Below are 18,127 nucleotides of genomic sequence, written 5' to 3'. Positions count from 1 at the left end.
CGCACATCATCAATAAAGCGCCCTGAGTTAACAGCTACTTATTCAGCTGCTTAATGATTTTATCCGCTGCGATCACGCGATCGTCATTCGGGAACCATTTGTTCGCCAGCATGATCACCGCGATTTTTTGCGATGGGATAAACACGGCGTAAGTCGAGAAACCGTTAGTGGAACCGGTCTTGTTGAACCATGCCTGTTGTGGCGCAGGCTGCGGTGGCGAAATCAGTGTCGCAGACATCCCTTTCATAATGCGTTGCCCGCTATTGCCCTCAACCAGTTGCTGCGCGGTGACGGGCAGCGGGTAATACTCCCACATCATTGCTTGCGTAAATGCATCGGTTTGGTAGTAACCCTGATGCGTGCGAGCAATGGCTTGCTGCCAGTCAGGTGCGACTTTTTGCTCATCCAATTGGATCGACAACCAGCGAATCAAATCTGATGAGGTCGATTTGAGTCCATAAGACTCTGCATCCAACGGACCCGGTGTAACACGTACCGGTTTATCCTGCTTGTTATACCCCTGCGCATACTGCCCCATTGCTGACGCCGGCACCTGCACATAGCTGTGGTGCATGCCCATGGCCGGTAAAAGCTGCTTTTCCATTGCGCTGATAAAAGGCTGTTGCAAACTTTTCGCAGCAATCATGCCCAACATACCAATGCCAAGATTGGAATAGACGCGCACAGTGCCGGGCTTTGCATCAGGCTGCCAGTGTTTGTACCAGTCCATTAACTGCTGCTGATTGGTGACCGCATCCGGCACGAACAAAGGTGTGCCGGAGGTGTGGGTGGCGAGATTCAGCAGTGATACCCGATCGAAAGCACTGCCTTTGAGTTCAGGCAACCATGTGCTGGCTTTATCGCTGAATTGCAGTTTTTTCTGCTGCGCGGCGTAGCTGGCCAACGTTGCGGTAAAGGTTTTGCTCAACGAACCAATCTCAAACAGCGTCTGTTGCGTGATCGGTTGTTGAGTCTCTTTAGATGCCACACCGTAATTATAAAATTCCGTTTTACCGTTATGCAGAATGGCCACAGCCATGCCGGGAATCTGGTATTGCTGCATCAGGGGTTTGATAATCGTGTCCGGCGCGGGGGTTTGTGCGAAAGAGTTACTGCTCATTATGAGAGCCAAAATACTGAGTGTTTTTGGTAATTGCATGATAATCCCTTATATTTTAGTTAAGTCACTATTTTGCCACGAAACGAAATTCAGCCCAACTGAAAGCGCTTAGCCTGAACCTTCGATAAAGCTCTCTTTGTGAGTGTAATCACAACAATTGCAGCTTCCATTAACCCTCACCTCTTTTTGCGTCAACGATTTATCTATCTGCGCTTATGAAGATGGCCATGAGCCGGGGAGCAACCCATGGAGAATAACGCAACACGCGAACAACGACTTAACGCGCTGCGACAGCGCACTACGGCCCCCGTGTTAATTGTCGGCGGGGGGATTAATGGTATCAGCACCTTTCGTGAACTGGCGCTACAGGGCATTCCGGTAATTTTGGTGGAGAAAGGCGACTGGTGTCAGGCCGCCAGCGGCGCGCTATCGCGCATGATTCACGGCGGATTACGTTATCTGGAAACCGGTGAATTTACCCTGGTAAAAGAGTCCGTGACCGAGCGTGACCGGCTACTGAAAAACGCCTCACATTACGTTTTCCCGCTGCGCACCACGGTGCCAATCGACAATCTCGGTGGGGGGCTAATCAATGCCACTCGTCGCTTTCTTCGACTCAGTGATAAACCTACCCGACGGGGGGCTTTGCTGATCAAAACGGGCCTGAGTCTTTACGATATCTACACGCGACAATATGGTTCGATGCCTAAACATCAGGTACGCGCAGAAGCCGCAACGCGGGACCGCTGGCCCGGTTTTGCCCCGTGGGTGAAGTACAGCGCCAGCTACTATGATGCGTGGATCAGTGCCCCCGAACGCTTAGGCTATGAATTGATAGAGGATGCCGAACGCGCCTGCCCCGACGCGCTGGCGCTGAACTATCTTCAGTTAGTCAGCACCAATGGCGAATCCGTCACGCTTCAGGATGCATTCAGCGGCGAGCGTTTTACGCTGCAACCCCATGTGCTGGTGAATGCTGGCGGTGCGTGGATTGATCAGCTTAATCAGCGATTGGTCCCCACGGAAACCACGGCGAGATTAATTGGCGGCACCAAGGGTTCGCACCTGATTATCGACCATCCCGAATTGCGGCACATGCTCGACGGCGAGATGGTCTATTTCGAAAACCAGGAAGGTCGGGTGTGCATTATGTTCCCGTGGTTCGGCAAAGTGCTGTTAGGTTCTACCGACATCCGTGTTGACGACCCCGATAGCGTGGTGTGTGAAGAGGATGAGAAAGCCTACATCCTCGAATCGCTACGCTTCGTCTTCCCCAATGTGGTGGTACCAGAATCGTCCATCCTCTACACCTTCTGTGGTGTCCGCCCCCTGCCCGCCAGCGATGCAAAAGTGAACGGGCAGATATCCCGTAATCACTCATTGGTGCTGTTGCCGCCAGATGCGGCGCATGCGTACAGCGTGCTGTGTCTGGTGGGCGGGAAATGGACCACATTCCGACAGTTTGGTGAGGAGGCAGCAGACCGGGTATTGCGATTGGTGGGTGAAAAACGGCGTCAATCGAGCGGCGATATGCCTATCGGTGGCGGCCGTGACTTTCCGGCACCTTCCGGGCAAACGCGCTGGCTGACGCAACTGGCGCAACAATATGATCTGCCGCTGCCTCGCGTGTCATTACTGGCGAAGCGCTACGGCAGTCGCGCTCTGCCCATTCTGCAACGGATTCAGCAACAAGGCGAACAACCGCTGCAACATCATAGCGAGTACAGCGCATTGGAACTGCGTTATCTGATTGAGCACGAGCAGGTACAACAGTTGGAAGATCTGCTGGTGCGACGCACATCCTTGGCCATCTGCGGCGAACTGACCTTGCCGCTGGTGGAAGAGATATCACACCTTTTAGCCAGCACGCTGGGTTGGAGTGACAGCCACCGCAGGCAGCATCTGGATCAGAGTTGCGCCCGTCTGGCGCAATGGCACGGCCTGACTCACCTTAATCCCACGATTTTTCAGGAGGAAACACGACATGTTAGTAACCAATAAAGTCCGCATGAACCGCCTGTTTTCAGCACGGTAAATGCCTTGACGTGGCGATCGACCACGGCATCGCCAACGAGCCCGATTTCCTGATTGGCCTGGAAAATATTGAGGGCGTGATGGAAAACCTGATCGCCGCACAACCCGATGCAATTCAGGTGAACTATGGCCAGGCCGATCTGTTACAGCGCGTTGCCGGACGCAAACCGGCGTTGGTGATGCGTACCGATGTCGGTAATGCCTATAACGCCGCGCGTCATCGGGAGATGTGGGCCGTGTTGCACAATCCTGATGAGCCCATTCTTGCTGCTCTGCAGATGGATGCCGCCGCGGTGGTGGTCAATCTCTATTTGATTCCAGACGAACCCGGTATTTTCCGCATGTGTGTCGAGAACATTGGACGATTACGTCAGGCGTGCGATCGCTATGCCATGCCGCTGATGATTGAACCTTTAGTGATGGCACCGGCCGGGCAAGGTGCTGCCTATGGTTCGCTGGGTGATGTCGAGAAAATTGTACCACTGGTGCGCCTGGCGCGTGAACTGGGGGCGGACATCATCAAAGCCGATCCCACCGAAAATATCGACGACTTTCATCGTGTGGTGGAAGCCGCGCGTTGCCCTACGCTGGTGCGCGGTGGCGGCAAAGGCGAACTGGGTGGCGTACTGGCAAAAAGTGCCGCGCTGATGGCGCAAGGGGCCAGCGGTATGGTGTATGGCCGCAACGTCTATCAGCACGATAATCCGTCGCGCGTGGTGAAAGCGCTCATGGCCATCATCCATCAGGGTGCCAGCGGCCCGGATGCACTGGAAATCTATCAGCAGGGTTAAGCCTTACCTGCACCGGCGCTTAAGCGGTGCGCCGTCTTCGCCAGAAAAACGGAGTCGGAAATGAGTCAAATTCTTGGCATAGATGCCGGTAACACCATGATCAAAGCGGTACTGTTTGATCTTAGTGGTCGTGTGCTGTCAGTGGCAGAGTGCGCCGGTGAAACCCATCAACCACAGGAGGGTTACGCTGAGCGTCCGGTGGTTGATATCTGGCACGGCGTGAGCCAGGCGGTGAGCCGCTGCCTGCAACAGGCCGGAACTGATGCGCGAGAAGTCATTGCGGTGGGTGCCGCAGGGCATGGTAATGGGTTGTATGCGTTGGATAAACAGCAACAGCCGCTGTTTGGTATTCAATCGATTGATCATCGCGCCATGGAAACCGTGCAGGCGCTGGAAGCCAGTGGCGCAGATAAAGCGATCTATCAGCTATCGCTGCAAAAACCGTGGCCCGCAGCCACACCGGTGTTGATCAGTTGGATCAAACACCACCAGCCAGATCGTTGGGCGCAACTCGGCCATGTGCTTTGCGCCAAAGATGTGATTGCGCATTTTCTCAGTGGCACCATCAGCGCAGATTACTCCGATGCCGCAGGCGCCGGGCTGATTGACTACCGGCAACGCGATTACAGCCCGCAACTGATGGCGTTGTACGGAATTGAAGAGGCTCTCGCCCTGCTGCCACCGCTGTGTGAATCTTGTGATGTGATCGGCCACGTCACCGATCGCGCATCGCAACTGACCGGGTTACCGGCGGGTATTCCGGTGGTGGCGGGTATTTTTGATGTGGTAGCCAGCGCCATTGGTTCAGGCGTGGTGCGAACCGGTGACGCCTCGATAGTGGCGGGCACCTGGAGCATCAATCAGGTGGTGGTCGATAAACCTGATTATCTGCGCCCGGTGTTTATGAATTCGATCATCGAAAAAGACCGCTTTATGGCCATTGAGGCCAGCGCCACCTCGGCCGCCAATCTGGACTGGTTTCTACGTGAATTCGACGATGGCCGCAGCGGTCAAGGCGCGGCCCGCAGCAGTGACACGGTCGCGCATGTCGAGCTGAATGCGCAGCTGCCGCTCTATCACCCCTACCTCTACTCTGGTCGCAAATCTGAACCTGCCAAAGCCGGTTTTTACGGTCTGGGCGGCTGGCACACCCGCGCAGATATGCTGTTTGCGCTGTTTGAAGGCGTGACGTTTGCGCATCGGGCGCACATCGACCGCTTACGGGCAGCAGGCATTCCTTTCACCCACGCGACGCTCTCGGGCGGTGCGGCACGCAGTTGCATCTGGCCACAGATGTTTGCCGATGTGCTGGGTATTCCCATTCGTGTAGCCGAGTGCAAAGAAACCGGTGCTTTAGGCGCCGCACTCTGCGCTGGTGTGGGTGTCGGCGTTTGGCCCAATCTGGCCGCTGCGGTAAAACAAGCGGTACAGATTACGCCCGGCGAACTATTGCCCAGATCTGAACGTTTTGCCTTTCACGATGCTCGGTATCGGATATTTAAAAAGCTCGAACTGGCGATGAGCGAAATGTGGCGCGAAGTTGGCTGATTTTACTGGTTTATTTTCAGCCGAGTGGTAATAGTGGCTGTTTCGTCAACGCAATAAGGATATCCCGTGCAAATCAATCAACTGCCGTTTGGTATTACCGACTGGAGCGCCATCGAAACCGAAACCCACCCCGGCGACGTAGGCTATGCCCTGTGGCGCACACAACGCTTTGGCGACATTCGCGTGCGCATGGTCGAGTATTCCGCCGGGTATGTTGCTGACCACTGGTGCAGCAAAGGCCACATTCTGCTGTGCCTGGAAGGTGAAATGGTGACAGAACTGGAAGATGGTCGCACCTTCACCCTGACGCCAGGTGTCAGCTATCAGGTGGCGGATAACGCCGAGGCGCATCAATCTTCTACTCGCCAGGGTGCCAAACTTTTCATTGTTGATTGACTTCAGGCTGCTCAAAAAATGACAAGTCACGCGAACTGATGTACACTTGATGCATTACAATGTTCAAGTGAACATCGTCAGGAGGTTACATGTCTATGACATCTGCACTCAATCATACTCGTGGCGCGCGTGTGTTTGACCCTTCGCTGATCCCCCATGCTGACCCGTCATTTATGGATCAAATGGGGCTTCCCCGAAACCGATTGCAGGCACATAAGCTCATTACCGAAGGAATTGATGTCGGTATTGTGGTGCGCGCCGCAACAATTCTTAAAGCGACACCGATTGATGTGGCACAAATGGTGTCTATTGATCGTAATACCTATCGTCGGCGTGAGAAATCCGGCAGCCAACTTTCCGTTGACCAGGGCGCGCGCATCTATCAGGTATTTGAAGTATTGGATGCCGTCATTCACCTGTTTGGCGGCGATCCCGAAGTGGCGATGCAGTGGATGTATCAACCCGCACTGGCGCTGGATGGGGCGCAACCCATGGAAATGCTGAGCACGCCAGCAGGTTGCGACGCCATACTCACCTTGACGGGTCGCCTGGAACATGGAGTGATTGTGTAATGCCACAACGGAAGGAACCGGCTGAATCAACAAGTATGTTTTATCGTTTAGTGAAAGAAGAATATGTAAGCCAGGCATTTAACGGTTATGGCGCGGAAAAATGGGGCGGCCGCTGGAATCCACCGGGTACCAAAGCGGTCTACCTCAGCAGTTCCAGAGCGTTAGCATTGCTGGAAACGGTGGTGCATGCAGGCAAAACACTGCTGGAACAGAATCGATTTGTGATCTTCACCCTGACGATCCCAGAGAGTGAAATCATTGCGCTGGATAGCAGCAAACTGCCGCGAGGCTGGGAGAAGTATCAGCAACAGGAAGCGACACAAGCCATCGGCGCGGCCTTTCTCAATCTGGAAAGTGGCTATCCGCTGCTGATGACCGTGCCGAGTATTTTAACCGGAGAAGATAACGCCCTATTCAACCCCGATCATCCCTCTGCGGCGGACATCATCGCACACGCCACATCAACACCTTTCACCATCGATCGCCGTATCAAAGAATAGACTCAGGGCGCGCCAGGCACGCCCTGTAAGCATTATTTCGCCATCGCGTAGGCTGCGGTGAGGTCCACACGCTGCCAGAAGGATTGCTCAGTATTGCCCGACAACGGATAACCGTTTGGCAGCGCCGTTTTCACCATCAGGTTGCGGATCTGAGCATCAGACAGATGCGGCATGGCGGTTTTCAGCAAAATCTCCGCACCTTGCGGAACCTGTACCGGCGTGTTTTTCACATCCGCTTTTGGCAGGTTATAGCTCATGGTGAAGCGATAGAACGTCTTCATGTCTGGCGAACGATACGGATCATCTTTACCCGCTGTGCGAGCACATTCAGCCAGCGAGGTGCCACACTCTTTCTCCAGTGCGGTGCGCAATTGGTCACGCGCTTCTTTGAACAGTACCTGGTAACGGGCATCGTTGAGGTAAGTGGCCACGTTGCGCTCTGCCACCATACGTGAACCCATCACATCCAGTGGGTAATGCACACCCAATACCAGACGCGAATAACCATAGCGTGCACCACGTGTCACCAGCGCTTCAAAACGTTCTGGCACCATTTCGGCCATTAATAAGGCATCGGTATAGCCGGTGTTGGTATGGCCGCTGGGGAAGGATCCGCCGTCAGCGGTATAGCGCACATTGTCTTTCACCACGACGTCATCGGGTACCAAATGGATAGTGTTGCCTTCGTGTAAGAAGGGACGAGGATAATTAAAATGTTTTTTGGCGGCGCTGGTGCTGACTTCACTGGCTTTGATCAGCGCAGCGGCTTTGCCGATTTCGCCTTTATCATAGGCTGCCAGGAATGCTTTGCCGAGGCGTGGCCCCATGGCATCAGACAGGAAATAGAGGCTGCTGATGGCTTCAGCATCCTGCAACGCCTGGTGACGCACATTCTGTGTGGCGTTGAGGTTGATGCTGGTCACGGTGGCGCGACTGGCGTCCAGTACGCTGGCTGGCAAGGTGCTAAATCCCGACAGCAGTGCGATGCCAGCCTGCTGGTTCTGCTTAGCATTGAAATCATAGCCACTGCTTTTCAGCCAGGCTTTATCGGCTTGCGTGCTGGTTTGCTTGGCTTTTTCCAGCAAATCACGTTTGAGCGTGGCGCTGTCACCTTGCAGATATTTGCGCTCCGCCTGCAGCGACTGCTGCTCAAGCTGGGTGTAACCCGGTGTCGCACCGGTAGATGTCTGCGCTGCCAGTGCGGCGACTTGTGGCAGTGTCGTCGCGTGTGCCTGCTGAGCCAGCAGTAAAACCGTTGCAATCAGTGTGTAGCGGGTTTTCATTATTTTCCCCTGTTATCAGAACATTACCTTGCCGGGGAAATACGCTAGCACCCTGTTATGACAGATTTATTTCAATCACTTGCACTGATTTGAACAGTTTTGTACGCAAATTTGTGCCAGCGAGCCACAACCGCCGCCGTTATCGTTTTTGCACTGTGATTGCTGCACGTAACAGTTCTGTTGACACGCAGAGAGATCACATTTCGCTGCTACGGGCGTCAGTTGTGCCACCGGTGCTTTACGTTCGGGCTGCCACTGGCTTTGTGCCAGGGCGCTGACGCTCAAAAATAAGGTAAAGGCCATTATCCACTTCATGGTGAACTCCTCATCGAAACGATCTAAAGAGTATGACGCCTCCCCGAACAAATACCATGGTGAAACTTTCGATTCAGACAAAGTCGCGGAAAGCGCTTTTTAGGTGCATGACATTGCTCCATTACAGTGCGCACTCAACTGAACGTCGTTTGCATTAAAGCATATTTATCATTGAGTTAATCCATATAACTCCAAACGCATTCGTTGGTACAAAAGTTGCACGGATTTACCTGTAGACAAAGGAGACGGTGATGAAAGCGATTGTAATTGGAGCGGGTATCGGTGGCATGAGCGCGACGATAGCGCTGGAGAAAGCGGGATTTGAGACGGCGGTATTTGAAGCAGTTAAAGAGATGAAACCTGTCGGTGCCGCCATCTCAATCTGGCCAAATGGCGTAAAGTGCCTGAATGCACTGGGTATGAAAGAGCCGTTGCGCGCACTAGGCGGCAACATGGCATTCATGGCCTACAACGATGGACACAGCGGTAACACCCTGACCCGCTTCAGTATGACGCCACTGGTGCAACAGGTGGGTGAATACCCTTACCCGGTGGCACGCGCTGAGCTGCAGGCGATGCTGATTGATACCTATGGCCGTTCGCGCATTCAATTTGGCAAACGCGTCACACAAGTCGAGCAAACCGATACCGGTGTTACCGCTTGGTTTGATGATGGCACGCAAACCAGTGGCGACTTCCTGATCGCTGCCGATGGCACGCATTCAGTGATCCGCCACTATGTATTGGGTGAAAGCGTTGAGCGCCGCTATGCTGGCTATGTTAACTGGAACGGCTTGGTGACCATCGATGAAAGCATCGCCCCGGCCGACCAATGGACGACCTTTGTGGGCGAAGGTAAACGTGTTTCTCTGATGCCGGTCAGCGATAACCGCTTCTACTTCTTCTTTGATGTGCCCTTGCCTAAAGGCCTGCCAGAAGATCGTTCGACACTCAAAAACGATCTGCGCGGTTACTTCCAGGGCTGGGCCGAACCGGTGCAACGCCTGATAGACAACATCAATCCAGACACCACTAACCGCGTGGAAATTCACGATATCGAACCCTTTAGCCGTTTTGTTAAAGGCCGTGTGGCGCTGCTGGGCGATGCGGCGCACAGCACCACACCTGACATCGGCCAGGGCGGTTGTGCTGCGATGGAAGATGCGGTGGTGCTGGCACAGACGCTGGCCTCGCACTCGTTGGGCATTGAGGATGCGCTCCTGCGCTACGAAGCGCGTCGCGTAGAACGCACCAAAGATCTGGTGTTAAAGGCGCGCAAGCGTTGCGATGTCACGCATGCGAAAGATGCGGAAGTTACTGCCGCGTGGTATGCAGACCTGAAAAATGAAACCGGCGAGCGGGTGCTGGCCGGTATGTGTGACACCATTGAAGGTGGACCGCTGGGTTAAGCGCGATCGGGCGGCCTGAAGGTCGCCCCTACTCTAAGCCGCGATTTTTCAGCATCGGGCCAATCTCCGGTGCTTTACCGCGCCATGCCAGCCATAAATGCTGCAGATCGCTGCTGTTTCCACGTGACAGAATGTGTTCCCGGAACTGTTGGCCATTTTCGCGGGTTAAGCCTCCTCGCTCCTCAAACGCCTGATAGCCATCATCGGCCAGCATCTGCGTCCAGATATAGGCGTAATAGCCGGCGGCGTAGCCGCCTCCCCAGATATGACGGAAATAGCTGGAGCGATAGCGCGGCGGCACCGCTGCCAACGCGATGTTTTCTGCAGCCAACGCCTGAAGCTCGAAGTGGCTGACATCCTGCGGATTATCATGGGTCGTCAGTGAATGCCACTGCAGATCAAGCAGCGCGGCGGCCAGCAACTCCGTCATGTCATAGCCTTTATTGAATTTAGAGGCCTTGACCATCTTTTCGCGCAGTTCGGCAGGCATCGCTTCACCGCTCTGATAATGACGCGCATAGTTGGCAAAGACCGCTTCATGGCTGGCCCAGTGCTCGTTAATCTGCGAAGGAAACTCGACAAAATCACGCGGCGTATTGGTACCAGAGAGGCTCGGGTAGCGCTGCGTTGCGAACAAACCGTGCAAAGCGTGACCAAATTCATGGAACAGGGTGATCACCTCATCCCAGTTGATGAGTGCGGGTTGCCCTGCCTGCGGTTTGGTGTAATTACAGACGTTATAGATCACCGGTTGAGTGCCGAGCAGCGTGGTCTGGTCGACAAAATTGCTCATCCAGGCACCACCGCTTTTATTGTCACGCTTAAACAGATCGGTGTAGAACAGCGCTAGCGGAGCATCGTCCGCATCAAAGATTTCGTATACGTTGACGTCAGGATGATAAACCGGCAAGTCGTGACGCTGCTCAAATCGGATACCAAACAGTTGGCTCGCCGACCAGAACACGCCTTTCTCCAGCACGCTGTTGAGTTCAAAGTAAGGGCGGATTTGGCTCTCATCCAGCGCATACTTCGCTTTACGTACTTGCTCAGCGTAGAAATTCCAGTCCCACGCACGCAGCGGGAAACTGTGGTGCTGCTGCTCAATCAGTTGCTGGATGTCTGCCGCTTCACGCTCGGCACGCGCCCGGGCTGCTGGGACGATGTTGCACATAAAATCAAACGCCGCATCAGGCGTCTTCGCCATCTGATCCTGCATGCTCCACTCAGCATAGGTGTTGAAGCCCAACAGTTTCGCTTGTTCCGCACGTAGCTGCGCCATGCGCAAGACAATGGCGCGCGTATCGTTATCATCGCCCTGTTCGCTTCGCGTCAGTGCTTGAGTAAACAGCGCCTCACGCGTGGCACGGACTTCAAGTGACTGCAATGCCGGTTGTTGCGTGGTGTTTTGCAACGGAATGAGCCACTCGCCGGCTAAGCCGCGCGCTTCGGCAGCGGCTTTGGCGTGCGCCAGTTCTTCTTCAGTCAATCCTGCCAACGCCACGGGGCTGCTGACGGTATAGGCACCCGCTTTGGTGGCCGCCAGCAGTTTGTTGCCAAAGCGCGTACTCAGCGTAGCCAACTCTTGATTACAGGCACGCAGCTGCTGTTTATCTGCATCACTCAGGCTGGCACCGGCGAGTTGGAACTGCTGCCAGGTGACCTCCACTAAGCGCATCGACTCGGCATCTGGGCACGCTGATCCACGATGCTGATAGACGCTGTCGAGACGAGCGAACAGCTGACTGTTGAGATGAATTTCATCGCTAAGCGCAGTGAGCTTTGGCGTGATTAACTCGTCAATCTCCTGCAGGCGATCGCTGGTATTGGCGGAGGTCATAGCACCGAACACCTTTTCAACGCGATTCAACAGTTGTCCGCAGCGCTCCAGCGCTTCGTAGGTATTGGCGAAGGTGGCAGGCTCAGGGTGGTTGGCAATCGCCGCGACTTCCTGACGCTTTTCTTCAATGCCCGCTTCCAGCGCAGGTAAAAAATCCTCCTCCTGGATGAGGTCAAATGGCGGGGTTTGATACGGTAACGTACTGGCGGTGAAAAACGGATTTGCTCGTGAAGTCATTATCGCTCCTGATAATCAGCAACGCCGCAACCTGTGCGGCGGGATGTTTCTATCCTGGCAGCTTCAACGCCGCTCAACAACCGCCTTGCTGGCGCTGATACACACTAATGATCTCGCCAGCTACCGCTACTGCGATCTCAGCCGGCAATTTTCCTTTCACGTCCGGTAGACCTAACGGACAGCGCAATCTTTCCAGCGCGTCAGCGGCAATGCCCTTGCCCGACAGGCGATAGCGAAAACGTTGTGCCTTGGTGGCAGAGCCAATCACCCCGAGATAGCGAAAATCCCCGCGACGTAATATCGCTTCACTCAGCGCAAAATCCAGCGGATGGTCGTGTGTCATCACAATGAAATAGCTGTCAGGCGCAGCCTCTATAACGCAGTCGATCGGGTCTTCAACCTGACACACCGTGACACCTGGCGGAACCGCCCGAAACAGTGCGGCACGGCTATCAATCCAGGTGATTTTGCAGGGTAAGGTGGCCAACAGATTGACCAGCGCTTGCCCCACATGCCCCGCACCATAAACCTGAATCTCAGGCTGCTGTTGCATTAGCGGCTCAAACAGCAGCGTGGCATGACCGCCACAGCACTGACCGAGACGCGCCGCCAGTGCGAACTCTTCGGTGCGCGGTTGCAGGCTACGTTGCTGCAGCATCTCTCGCGCCAGCGCAATACACTGGTATTCCAGATGGCCGCCACCAATGGTGAGAAAAGTGTCGCTGGCACTGACCACCATCTTGCAGCCACTGTCACGCGGCACGGAACCCCGCTGGCTCAGCACGGTGATTAATACGCAGCTTTCACGCTGCTCTCGCAGCGCGTGCAATACGGCGATCCAGTCATGGTAAATCATCACTCGCTCCCGAGAGGCGCTGTACACCCCAGAAAACCCGCTCCGGTGTGGCTGGCGCATCCAGCTGTGGATGACGCCGATAGTTATCCACGCTGGCAACCGCATCCTGCAATGCGCACCATACCGCGATGCCCAACATAAACGGTGGTTCCCCAACGGCTTTCGAGTGGAAAACCGTGTCCTGTGGATTTTTGCGGTTCTCTACCAGCGTTACGCGCAGATCCTGTGGCACATCGCTGATCGCCGGAATCTTGTAACTCGCGGGGCCATCGGTGAGTAATTTTCCTTGGTCGTTCCATACCAACTCTTCGCAGGTTAACCAACCCATGCCCTGCACAAAGCCGCCCTCCACTTGCCCGATATCCAGCGCGGGGTTCAGAGAAGCGCCCACATCATGCAGAATATCCGCACGAAGCAGCCGATACTCGCCGGTAAGCGTGTCCACCAGCACTTCGCAGCACGCCGCGCCGTAGGCATAGTAATAGAAAGGTTTGCCGCGCCCGGCCTGACGATCGTAGTGAATGCCGGGCACTTTGTAGAAACCGGTGGCCGATAACGGCACCTGATTCAGCCAACCCTGCTGTGCCACCTGCGCAAAGGTAAAGTGCTGTCCCGGCACACGCACAATGCCATTGCTAAAGTGAACGTCATCAGCTGAACACTGGTGTAAGCGACACAGCATCTCGGTTAAGCGATCGCGTAATATCTGTGCGGCATTCTGCGCTGCTTTACCGTTGAGATCGGCCCCGCTGGAAGCAGCGGTCGGTGAAGTATTGGGGACTTTACCGGTATCGGTTGCCGTGACCTGAATCTGGCTGATATCAATTTGCAGCACCTCTGCCACAATCTGCGCCACCTTAGTATTCAAGCCCTGACCCATCTCCGTCCCGCCATGGTTCAGTTGCACCGTGCCATCGGTATAGATCAGGATGAGCGCTCCCGCCTGGTTGAGAAAGCTGGAGGTAAAGGAAATCCCAAACTTGACCGGCGTCAGAGCCAGGCCTCGTTTCATAAAGCGTTGGCTGGCGTTAAAGGCGGTGATCTCAGCGCGTCGTTGCGCATACTCACTGCTGGTTTCCAACTGCGCAGTCATCTCTTGCAGCAGGTTATCTTCAACCTGCTGATAATAATGGGTAACATTGCGGTCGTGTTTGCCGTAGTAGTTGCGTTTGCGCAGTTCGAGCGGGTCAAGCCCACGTTCGCGGGCGATGTGATCCATGATCTGCTCAATGGCCACCATCCCCTGTGGCCCACCGAAACCGCGATAGGCAGTATTGGAGGCGGTATGGGTACGACAGCGATAACCGGTGATCAGTGCATCGCCAAGGTAATAGGCGTTATCTGCGTGGAACATCGCACGATCGACAATCGATCCGCTAAGATCGAGCGAATAGCCGCAATTGCCTGCCAGATCGATTTTGACACCGCAAAAAATGCCCTGATCGTCAAAGCCGACATCGTAACGCACATAGAAAGGATGGCGCTTACCGGTGATGCGCATATCATCCCGGCGTGCGAGGCGCATTTTCACTGGCCGACGCAACTGCCGGGCTGCAATGGCACATAAGCACGCCACGCCGGCCGCTTGCGTTTCTTTCCCCCCAAAGCCCCCACCCATTCGGCGCATATCAATGGTGACTTTGTTCATGGTGATATTCATCACTTCAGCCACCAGCTTTTGCACTTCCGTGGGGTTTTGCGTCGAGGAGTAAACCTGCAGCGTGTCATCCTCGCCGGGGATCACCAGCGCAACCTGGGTTTCCAGATAAAAATGCTCCTGACCACCTATGTGAAACTCGCCCTGAATACGATGTGGCGCACGCGCCAGCGCGGAATCCACATCACCACGCTGGTGAATATGCGGCTGTTGTACGAAGTGCTGTTTCTCCAGCGCTTCACGCACATCAAGAATGGCGGGCAGAGGCTGATATTCAATAATTGCCGCCGCTGCGCCCGCACGCGCCGCTTCCGGGGAGTCTGCTGCCACCGCAATCACGATTTGTCCCAGATATTCGACGCTATCTTGCGCCAGCAACGGATCGCCTGGTTCAAGCGGACCGACATCGTTCAGTCCGGGCACATCGCGCCACGTCAGCACGCTGACCACGCCGGGGATCGCATAGCAGGGCTGCACATCGATATGTGTGATGCGGGCATGTGCATGTTCACTCAAGCGCGGGCAAAGATGCAGTAAGCCCGGCAAGTCGGGTTTGTCATCGATGTAACAAGCTTCGCCGGTGACATGTTTGTCGGCACTTTCATGCTTTTGACTGCGTCCGACACCGGTTTTCATCTCAGTAGCGAACTGGCTTTTCAGCAGCGTTTCGGTCAGCTCGGGTCGGTTATGAGACATAACGCGCCACCTCCGTGATAGTCAGTTCGCCCGTGATCTGGGCGTAATAGCGGCGCAAGAGATTGCGCGCCACCTGCAAGCGATAGTCTGCGCTGGCGCGAAAATCGCTCAAGGGCTGAAAATCCTGACTGAGTGCAGCGCAGGCTTTTTCGATACTGGCTTGATTTAATGGCATCCCATTCAACGCGTCTTCAGCAGCCAGAGCACGTTTTGGGGTGGCGGCCATGCCACCAAAGCCCAGTCGTGCTTGCTGTACCACGCCGTCTTCCACCTGAATGTTGATGGCGACAAACACCGCAGAGATATCATCATCCAGTCGTTTAGCCACCTTCCATGCGCTAAAGTCATGTGACACCGTCACTTTTGGAATGATGATGGAGTGAATAAACTCCCCCGCCTGCAGCACCGTTTGCCGATAGCCGATGAAGAACTGGTCGAGTGGCACCTCACGCATCACTTTTCCTTTCTGCAGGGCCAAACGCGCATTCAACGCCAGCAGCATCGGCGCACAGTCGCCAATCGGTGAAGCATTACCGATGTTGCCGCCCAGCGTGCCCTGATTGCGAATTTGCAGTGACGCAAAACGCTCGAGTGTGGCGCTAAAAGCCGGGATTTTGTCGGTCAGGAAGTGGTAACAGAGATGCAGCGGCGCGGCCGCTCCCAGCCGGAACGTGTCCTCATCTTCGCTGCACTCGGCTAATTCCTGCACCTGCTCTAAGGCGATCAACAATGGCAGACGTTGATACTGCTGGGTAATTTGCAAAGTCAGATCAGTGCCGCCCGCCAGCAAACGCGCGTCAGGATGCTGCTCATACAGCGCGGCTAACTGCGCCAGCGTTTTTGGCACAAAACAGCGGCTGCCGTTGGCTTCAAGGGTTTGCACTTCTGTGTTGTTCAATGCCTGAAGCCGCTGTACCAGCGCGGTTTCATCAGCTGTAAATGCATCTGCTACTGGCTGCTCACACGCCTGCTGCGCCGCTGCCATAATCGGTCGATAGCCGGTACAGCGGCACAGATTGCCCGCCAGCGCCTGTTCGGCATGGTGCGGATTCCAGCCTTGACTGTTTTTTTGCAAGGTAAACATGGACATGACAAACCCCGGCGTACAATAACCGCATTGCGAGCCGTGGCAATCCACCATGGCCTGCTGCACACTGTGCAGTTCACGCCCCTGCTTGAGATCTTCTACGGTAATCAACTGTTTGCCTTGTAAACTGCTCACCAGTGTCAGGCAGCTGTTGACCGTTTGATACTGCATGCGCCCCGCTACCACTTTACCCAGCGTTACCGTGCAGGCACCACAGTCTCCTGACGCGCAACCTTCCTTCGTGCCGCGCCGCTGCTGCTGATTGCGCAGGTAATTGAGCACCGTGAGATTGGGGTCTAAAGCCGTCTCGGTGATCAGGCGGTTGTTGAGCAGAAACTGGATCATGCGGTTATCTCCTCGCCATGCCGCTGCCAGACGGGTTTGCCACTCAGCCAGGTTTGGGCAATATTGCGGTCATCGCCCAGCGTCATCATGACAAACAGGCGTTCCCAGATGTCTTTACTGTTGGCACTGCGTAATTTTTGCAGCGGTGACACCGCCGGATCGAGCACCACAAAATCGGCCTCTTTGCCGGGATTGAAGTTACCAATTTTGTCATCTAAATCGAGCGCATGCGCCCCGCCCAGTGTGGCGTGGTAGAAGGCTTCACAGGCACTGAGTCGGTATTGTTGCAACTGCCCAACTTTGTAAGCCTCCCCCAGGGTTTGCAGCATATTAAAAGTGGTACCTGCGCCGACATCGGTTCCGATACCCATGCGCACACCCTGCTGCCAGCAGCGTTTGATGTTGAACAACCCGCTGCCGAGGAACAGATTGGAGGTGGGGCAGAATGCGATGGAGGAATCGGTATCGTGCAGGCATTGCCATTCGCGATCTTCCAGATGCAGGCAATGCGCAAACACACTGCGCTTACCGGTCAGTTGATGCTGGTGATACACATCAAGGTAGCCGTCGTGCTCTGGGAACAATTCGTTCACCCAGGCAATTTCCTGCTGGTTCTCACTGAGGTGTGTGTGCAGCCAGGTATCAGGGAACTCTTCACGCAGCTGACGTACCTTCTCCAGCAGCGCCGGTGATGACGTTGGCGCAAAGCGCGGCGTCAATGCATAACTAAGCCGACCACGCTGGTGCCAGCGCTCAATCAGTTCCAGGGTATGCTGATAACTCTCTTCGGGGGTTTCGGTCAGATACTCTGGCGCGTTGCGATCCATCATCACCTTGCCCGCGATCAATCGCATATCGAGCTTTTCCGCTGCGCTAAATAAGGCGTCAACGGACTGTTTGTGGACGGTGCCAAACACCAGCGCACTGGTGGTGCCATTCGCCAAGAGCTGCTGCAAGAAGAAGGCGGACATCTGCGCAGCGTGGTCCGGGCAGTGATATTGGCTCTCGACCGGGAAAGTGTATTGGTTCAGCCACTCCAGTAGCTGCTCGCCAAAGGCCCCAATCATCTCTGTTTGCGGATAGTGGATGTGGGTGTCGACAAAGCCCGGCACGATGAGTTTACCGCGCAGATCGATCACCTGAGCGGCATCAACGCGCCCTTCTGCGATCTCCCAACTTTCCAGCGCGACCACTTTGCCATCACGCAGCGTTAGTAGGCCATCTTCAAGATAGCGTGCATTGGCCGCAATCTGATCGGGCTGTGCAGCCAGGGCGGTGAAGTCAAAGAAGCTGGCGCGCAGCAGGGTTTCAGAGGCGTAAGGCATAAAAGTTCCTTGATACATGTCATTGCAGATAATTGCCTTGAAAGTGAATTGCAAGGGACATGCCAAAGCTTAGAACAAAAAATACTGTTCTATTTCAATAAAATAGGTGATTTTTATTG

14 protein-coding genes and 1 pseudogene are annotated in these 18,127 nt (G+C 54.9%); 7 read left to right on the top strand and 8 right to left on the bottom strand.

What is annotated here, in order from left to right:
• Positions 1–34 precede the first annotated feature (34 nt).
• Positions 35–1,159 (bottom strand): class C beta-lactamase, encoded by a 1,125-nt coding sequence (gene ampC / locus LK04_RS08850; protein ID WP_039336175.1) that lies wholly within the window; start codon positions 1,157–1,159, stop codon positions 35–37.
• A 207-nt stretch (positions 1,160–1,366) separates the two neighbouring features.
• Here ampC and LK04_RS08845 point away from each other — a divergent pair, with 207 nt between their 5' ends.
• From LK04_RS08845 to LK04_RS08820, 6 genes and pseudogenes are all read left to right on the top strand, one after another.
• Positions 1,367–3,121 (top strand): glycerol-3-phosphate dehydrogenase/oxidase, encoded by a 1,755-nt coding sequence (locus LK04_RS08845; RefSeq protein WP_039336173.1) that lies wholly within the window; start codon positions 1,367–1,369, stop codon positions 3,119–3,121.
• Positions 3,105–3,945 (top strand): annotated as a pseudogene (locus LK04_RS08840) (class I fructose-bisphosphate aldolase). Before LK04_RS08845 ends, LK04_RS08840 begins: the two are co-directional and overlap by 17 nt.
• A gap of 60 nt (positions 3,946–4,005) precedes the next feature.
• Complete coding sequence (locus LK04_RS08835; RefSeq protein ID WP_039336171.1) at positions 4,006–5,493, top strand: FGGY-family carbohydrate kinase; 1,488 nt, start codon at positions 4,006–4,008, stop codon at positions 5,491–5,493.
• 66 nt (positions 5,494–5,559) lie between these two features.
• Positions 5,560–5,889 carry a DHCW motif cupin fold protein gene (locus LK04_RS08830; RefSeq protein ID WP_039336169.1) on the top strand — a complete coding sequence of 110 codons (330 nt, stop codon included), beginning with the start codon at positions 5,560–5,562 and terminating at the stop codon, positions 5,887–5,889.
• A gap of 89 nt (positions 5,890–5,978) precedes the next feature.
• Positions 5,979–6,461, top strand: coding sequence for an antitoxin Xre/MbcA/ParS toxin-binding domain-containing protein (locus LK04_RS08825; RefSeq protein ID WP_039336167.1), 483 nt, complete (start codon positions 5,979–5,981; stop codon positions 6,459–6,461).
• Positions 6,462–6,496: 35 nt separating this feature from the next.
• Entirely contained in the window at positions 6,497–6,961 is a 465-nt protein-coding gene (locus LK04_RS08820) for an RES family NAD+ phosphorylase (RefSeq protein ID WP_231568908.1), read from the top strand.
• A 32-nt stretch (positions 6,962–6,993) separates the two neighbouring features.
• On the opposite strand, the gene LK04_RS08815 is transcribed toward LK04_RS08820, so the two are convergent.
• The gene (locus LK04_RS08815) at positions 6,994–8,244 is read right to left on the bottom strand and encodes an acid phosphatase (protein ID WP_039336164.1); all 1,251 of its coding nucleotides are present in this window, start codon (positions 8,242–8,244) and stop codon (positions 6,994–6,996) included.
• A 75-nt stretch (positions 8,245–8,319) separates the two neighbouring features.
• A complete protein-coding gene (locus LK04_RS08810; protein ID WP_039336162.1) occupies positions 8,320–8,559 on the bottom strand; it encodes a hypothetical protein in 240 nt (79 codons plus the stop codon).
• Between the two features lie 251 nt (positions 8,560–8,810).
• Between LK04_RS08810 and hpxO the strand changes: the two genes are divergently transcribed.
• Positions 8,811–9,968, top strand: coding sequence for an FAD-dependent urate hydroxylase HpxO (gene hpxO / locus LK04_RS08805; protein WP_039336160.1), 1,158 nt, complete (start codon positions 8,811–8,813; stop codon positions 9,966–9,968).
• A gap of 28 nt (positions 9,969–9,996) precedes the next feature.
• Here the strand turns inward: hpxO and dcp are convergent, their stop codons facing one another.
• The 5 genes from dcp to guaD form a co-directional block, all read right to left on the bottom strand.
• Complete coding sequence (dcp, locus tag LK04_RS08800) at positions 9,997–12,042, bottom strand: peptidyl-dipeptidase Dcp (RefSeq protein ID WP_039336158.1); 2,046 nt, start codon at positions 12,040–12,042, stop codon at positions 9,997–9,999.
• A 73-nt stretch (positions 12,043–12,115) separates the two neighbouring features.
• Positions 12,116–12,898 carry a xanthine dehydrogenase accessory protein XdhC gene (gene xdhC / locus LK04_RS08795; RefSeq protein ID WP_039336155.1) on the bottom strand — a complete coding sequence of 261 codons (783 nt, stop codon included), beginning with the start codon at positions 12,896–12,898 and terminating at the stop codon, positions 12,116–12,118.
• Positions 12,885–15,251, bottom strand: a complete 2,367-nt coding sequence (gene xdhB, locus LK04_RS08790) for a xanthine dehydrogenase molybdopterin binding subunit (protein WP_039336153.1) — start codon at positions 15,249–15,251, stop codon at positions 12,885–12,887. The genes xdhC and xdhB overlap by 14 nt, the downstream gene beginning before the upstream one ends.
• Positions 15,241–16,683, bottom strand: coding sequence for a xanthine dehydrogenase small subunit (gene xdhA / locus LK04_RS08785; RefSeq protein ID WP_039336151.1), 1,443 nt, complete (start codon positions 16,681–16,683; stop codon positions 15,241–15,243). The genes xdhB and xdhA overlap by 11 nt, the downstream gene beginning before the upstream one ends.
• The gene (guaD, locus tag LK04_RS08780) at positions 16,680–18,008 is read right to left on the bottom strand and encodes a guanine deaminase (protein ID WP_039336149.1); all 1,329 of its coding nucleotides are present in this window, start codon (positions 18,006–18,008) and stop codon (positions 16,680–16,682) included. The genes xdhA and guaD overlap by 4 nt, the downstream gene beginning before the upstream one ends.
• Between the last annotated feature and the right edge of the window lie 119 nt (positions 18,009–18,127).

It is taken from the genome of Pantoea vagans, assembly GCF_001506165.1.
Lineage (GTDB): Bacteria > Pseudomonadota > Gammaproteobacteria > Enterobacterales > Enterobacteriaceae > Pantoea > Pantoea vagans_C.
This window is presented reverse-complemented; position numbering and strand designations above follow the sequence as displayed.

Coding starts and splice junctions, on each gene's coding strand:
- ampC (WP_039336175.1), bottom strand. CDS start 1,159: ATGCAATTACCAAAAACACTCAGTATTTTGGCTCTCATAATGAGCAGT.
- hpxO (WP_039336160.1), top strand. CDS start 8,811: ATGAAAGCGATTGTAATTGGAGCGGGTATCGGTGGCATGAGCGCGACG.
- dcp (WP_039336158.1), bottom strand. CDS start 12,042: ATGACTTCACGAGCAAATCCGTTTTTCACCGCCAGTACGTTACCGTAT.
- LK04_RS08815 (WP_039336164.1), bottom strand. CDS start 8,244: ATGAAAACCCGCTACACACTGATTGCAACGGTTTTACTGCTGGCTCAG.
- LK04_RS08825 (WP_039336167.1), top strand. CDS start 5,979: ATGTCTATGACATCTGCACTCAATCATACTCGTGGCGCGCGTGTGTTT.
- LK04_RS08820 (WP_231568908.1), top strand. CDS start 6,497: ATGTTTTATCGTTTAGTGAAAGAAGAATATGTAAGCCAGGCATTTAAC.
- xdhC (WP_039336155.1), bottom strand. CDS start 12,898: ATGATTTACCATGACTGGATCGCCGTATTGCACGCGCTGCGAGAGCAG.
- LK04_RS08835 (WP_039336171.1), top strand. CDS start 4,006: ATGAGTCAAATTCTTGGCATAGATGCCGGTAACACCATGATCAAAGCG.
- guaD (WP_039336149.1), bottom strand. CDS start 18,008: ATGCCTTACGCCTCTGAAACCCTGCTGCGCGCCAGCTTCTTTGACTTC.
- xdhA (WP_039336151.1), bottom strand. CDS start 16,683: ATGATCCAGTTTCTGCTCAACAACCGCCTGATCACCGAGACGGCTTTA.
- xdhB (WP_039336153.1), bottom strand. CDS start 15,251: ATGTCTCATAACCGACCCGAGCTGACCGAAACGCTGCTGAAAAGCCAG.
- LK04_RS08810 (WP_039336162.1), bottom strand. CDS start 8,559: ATGAAGTGGATAATGGCCTTTACCTTATTTTTGAGCGTCAGCGCCCTG.
- LK04_RS08845 (WP_039336173.1), top strand. CDS start 1,367: ATGGAGAATAACGCAACACGCGAACAACGACTTAACGCGCTGCGACAG.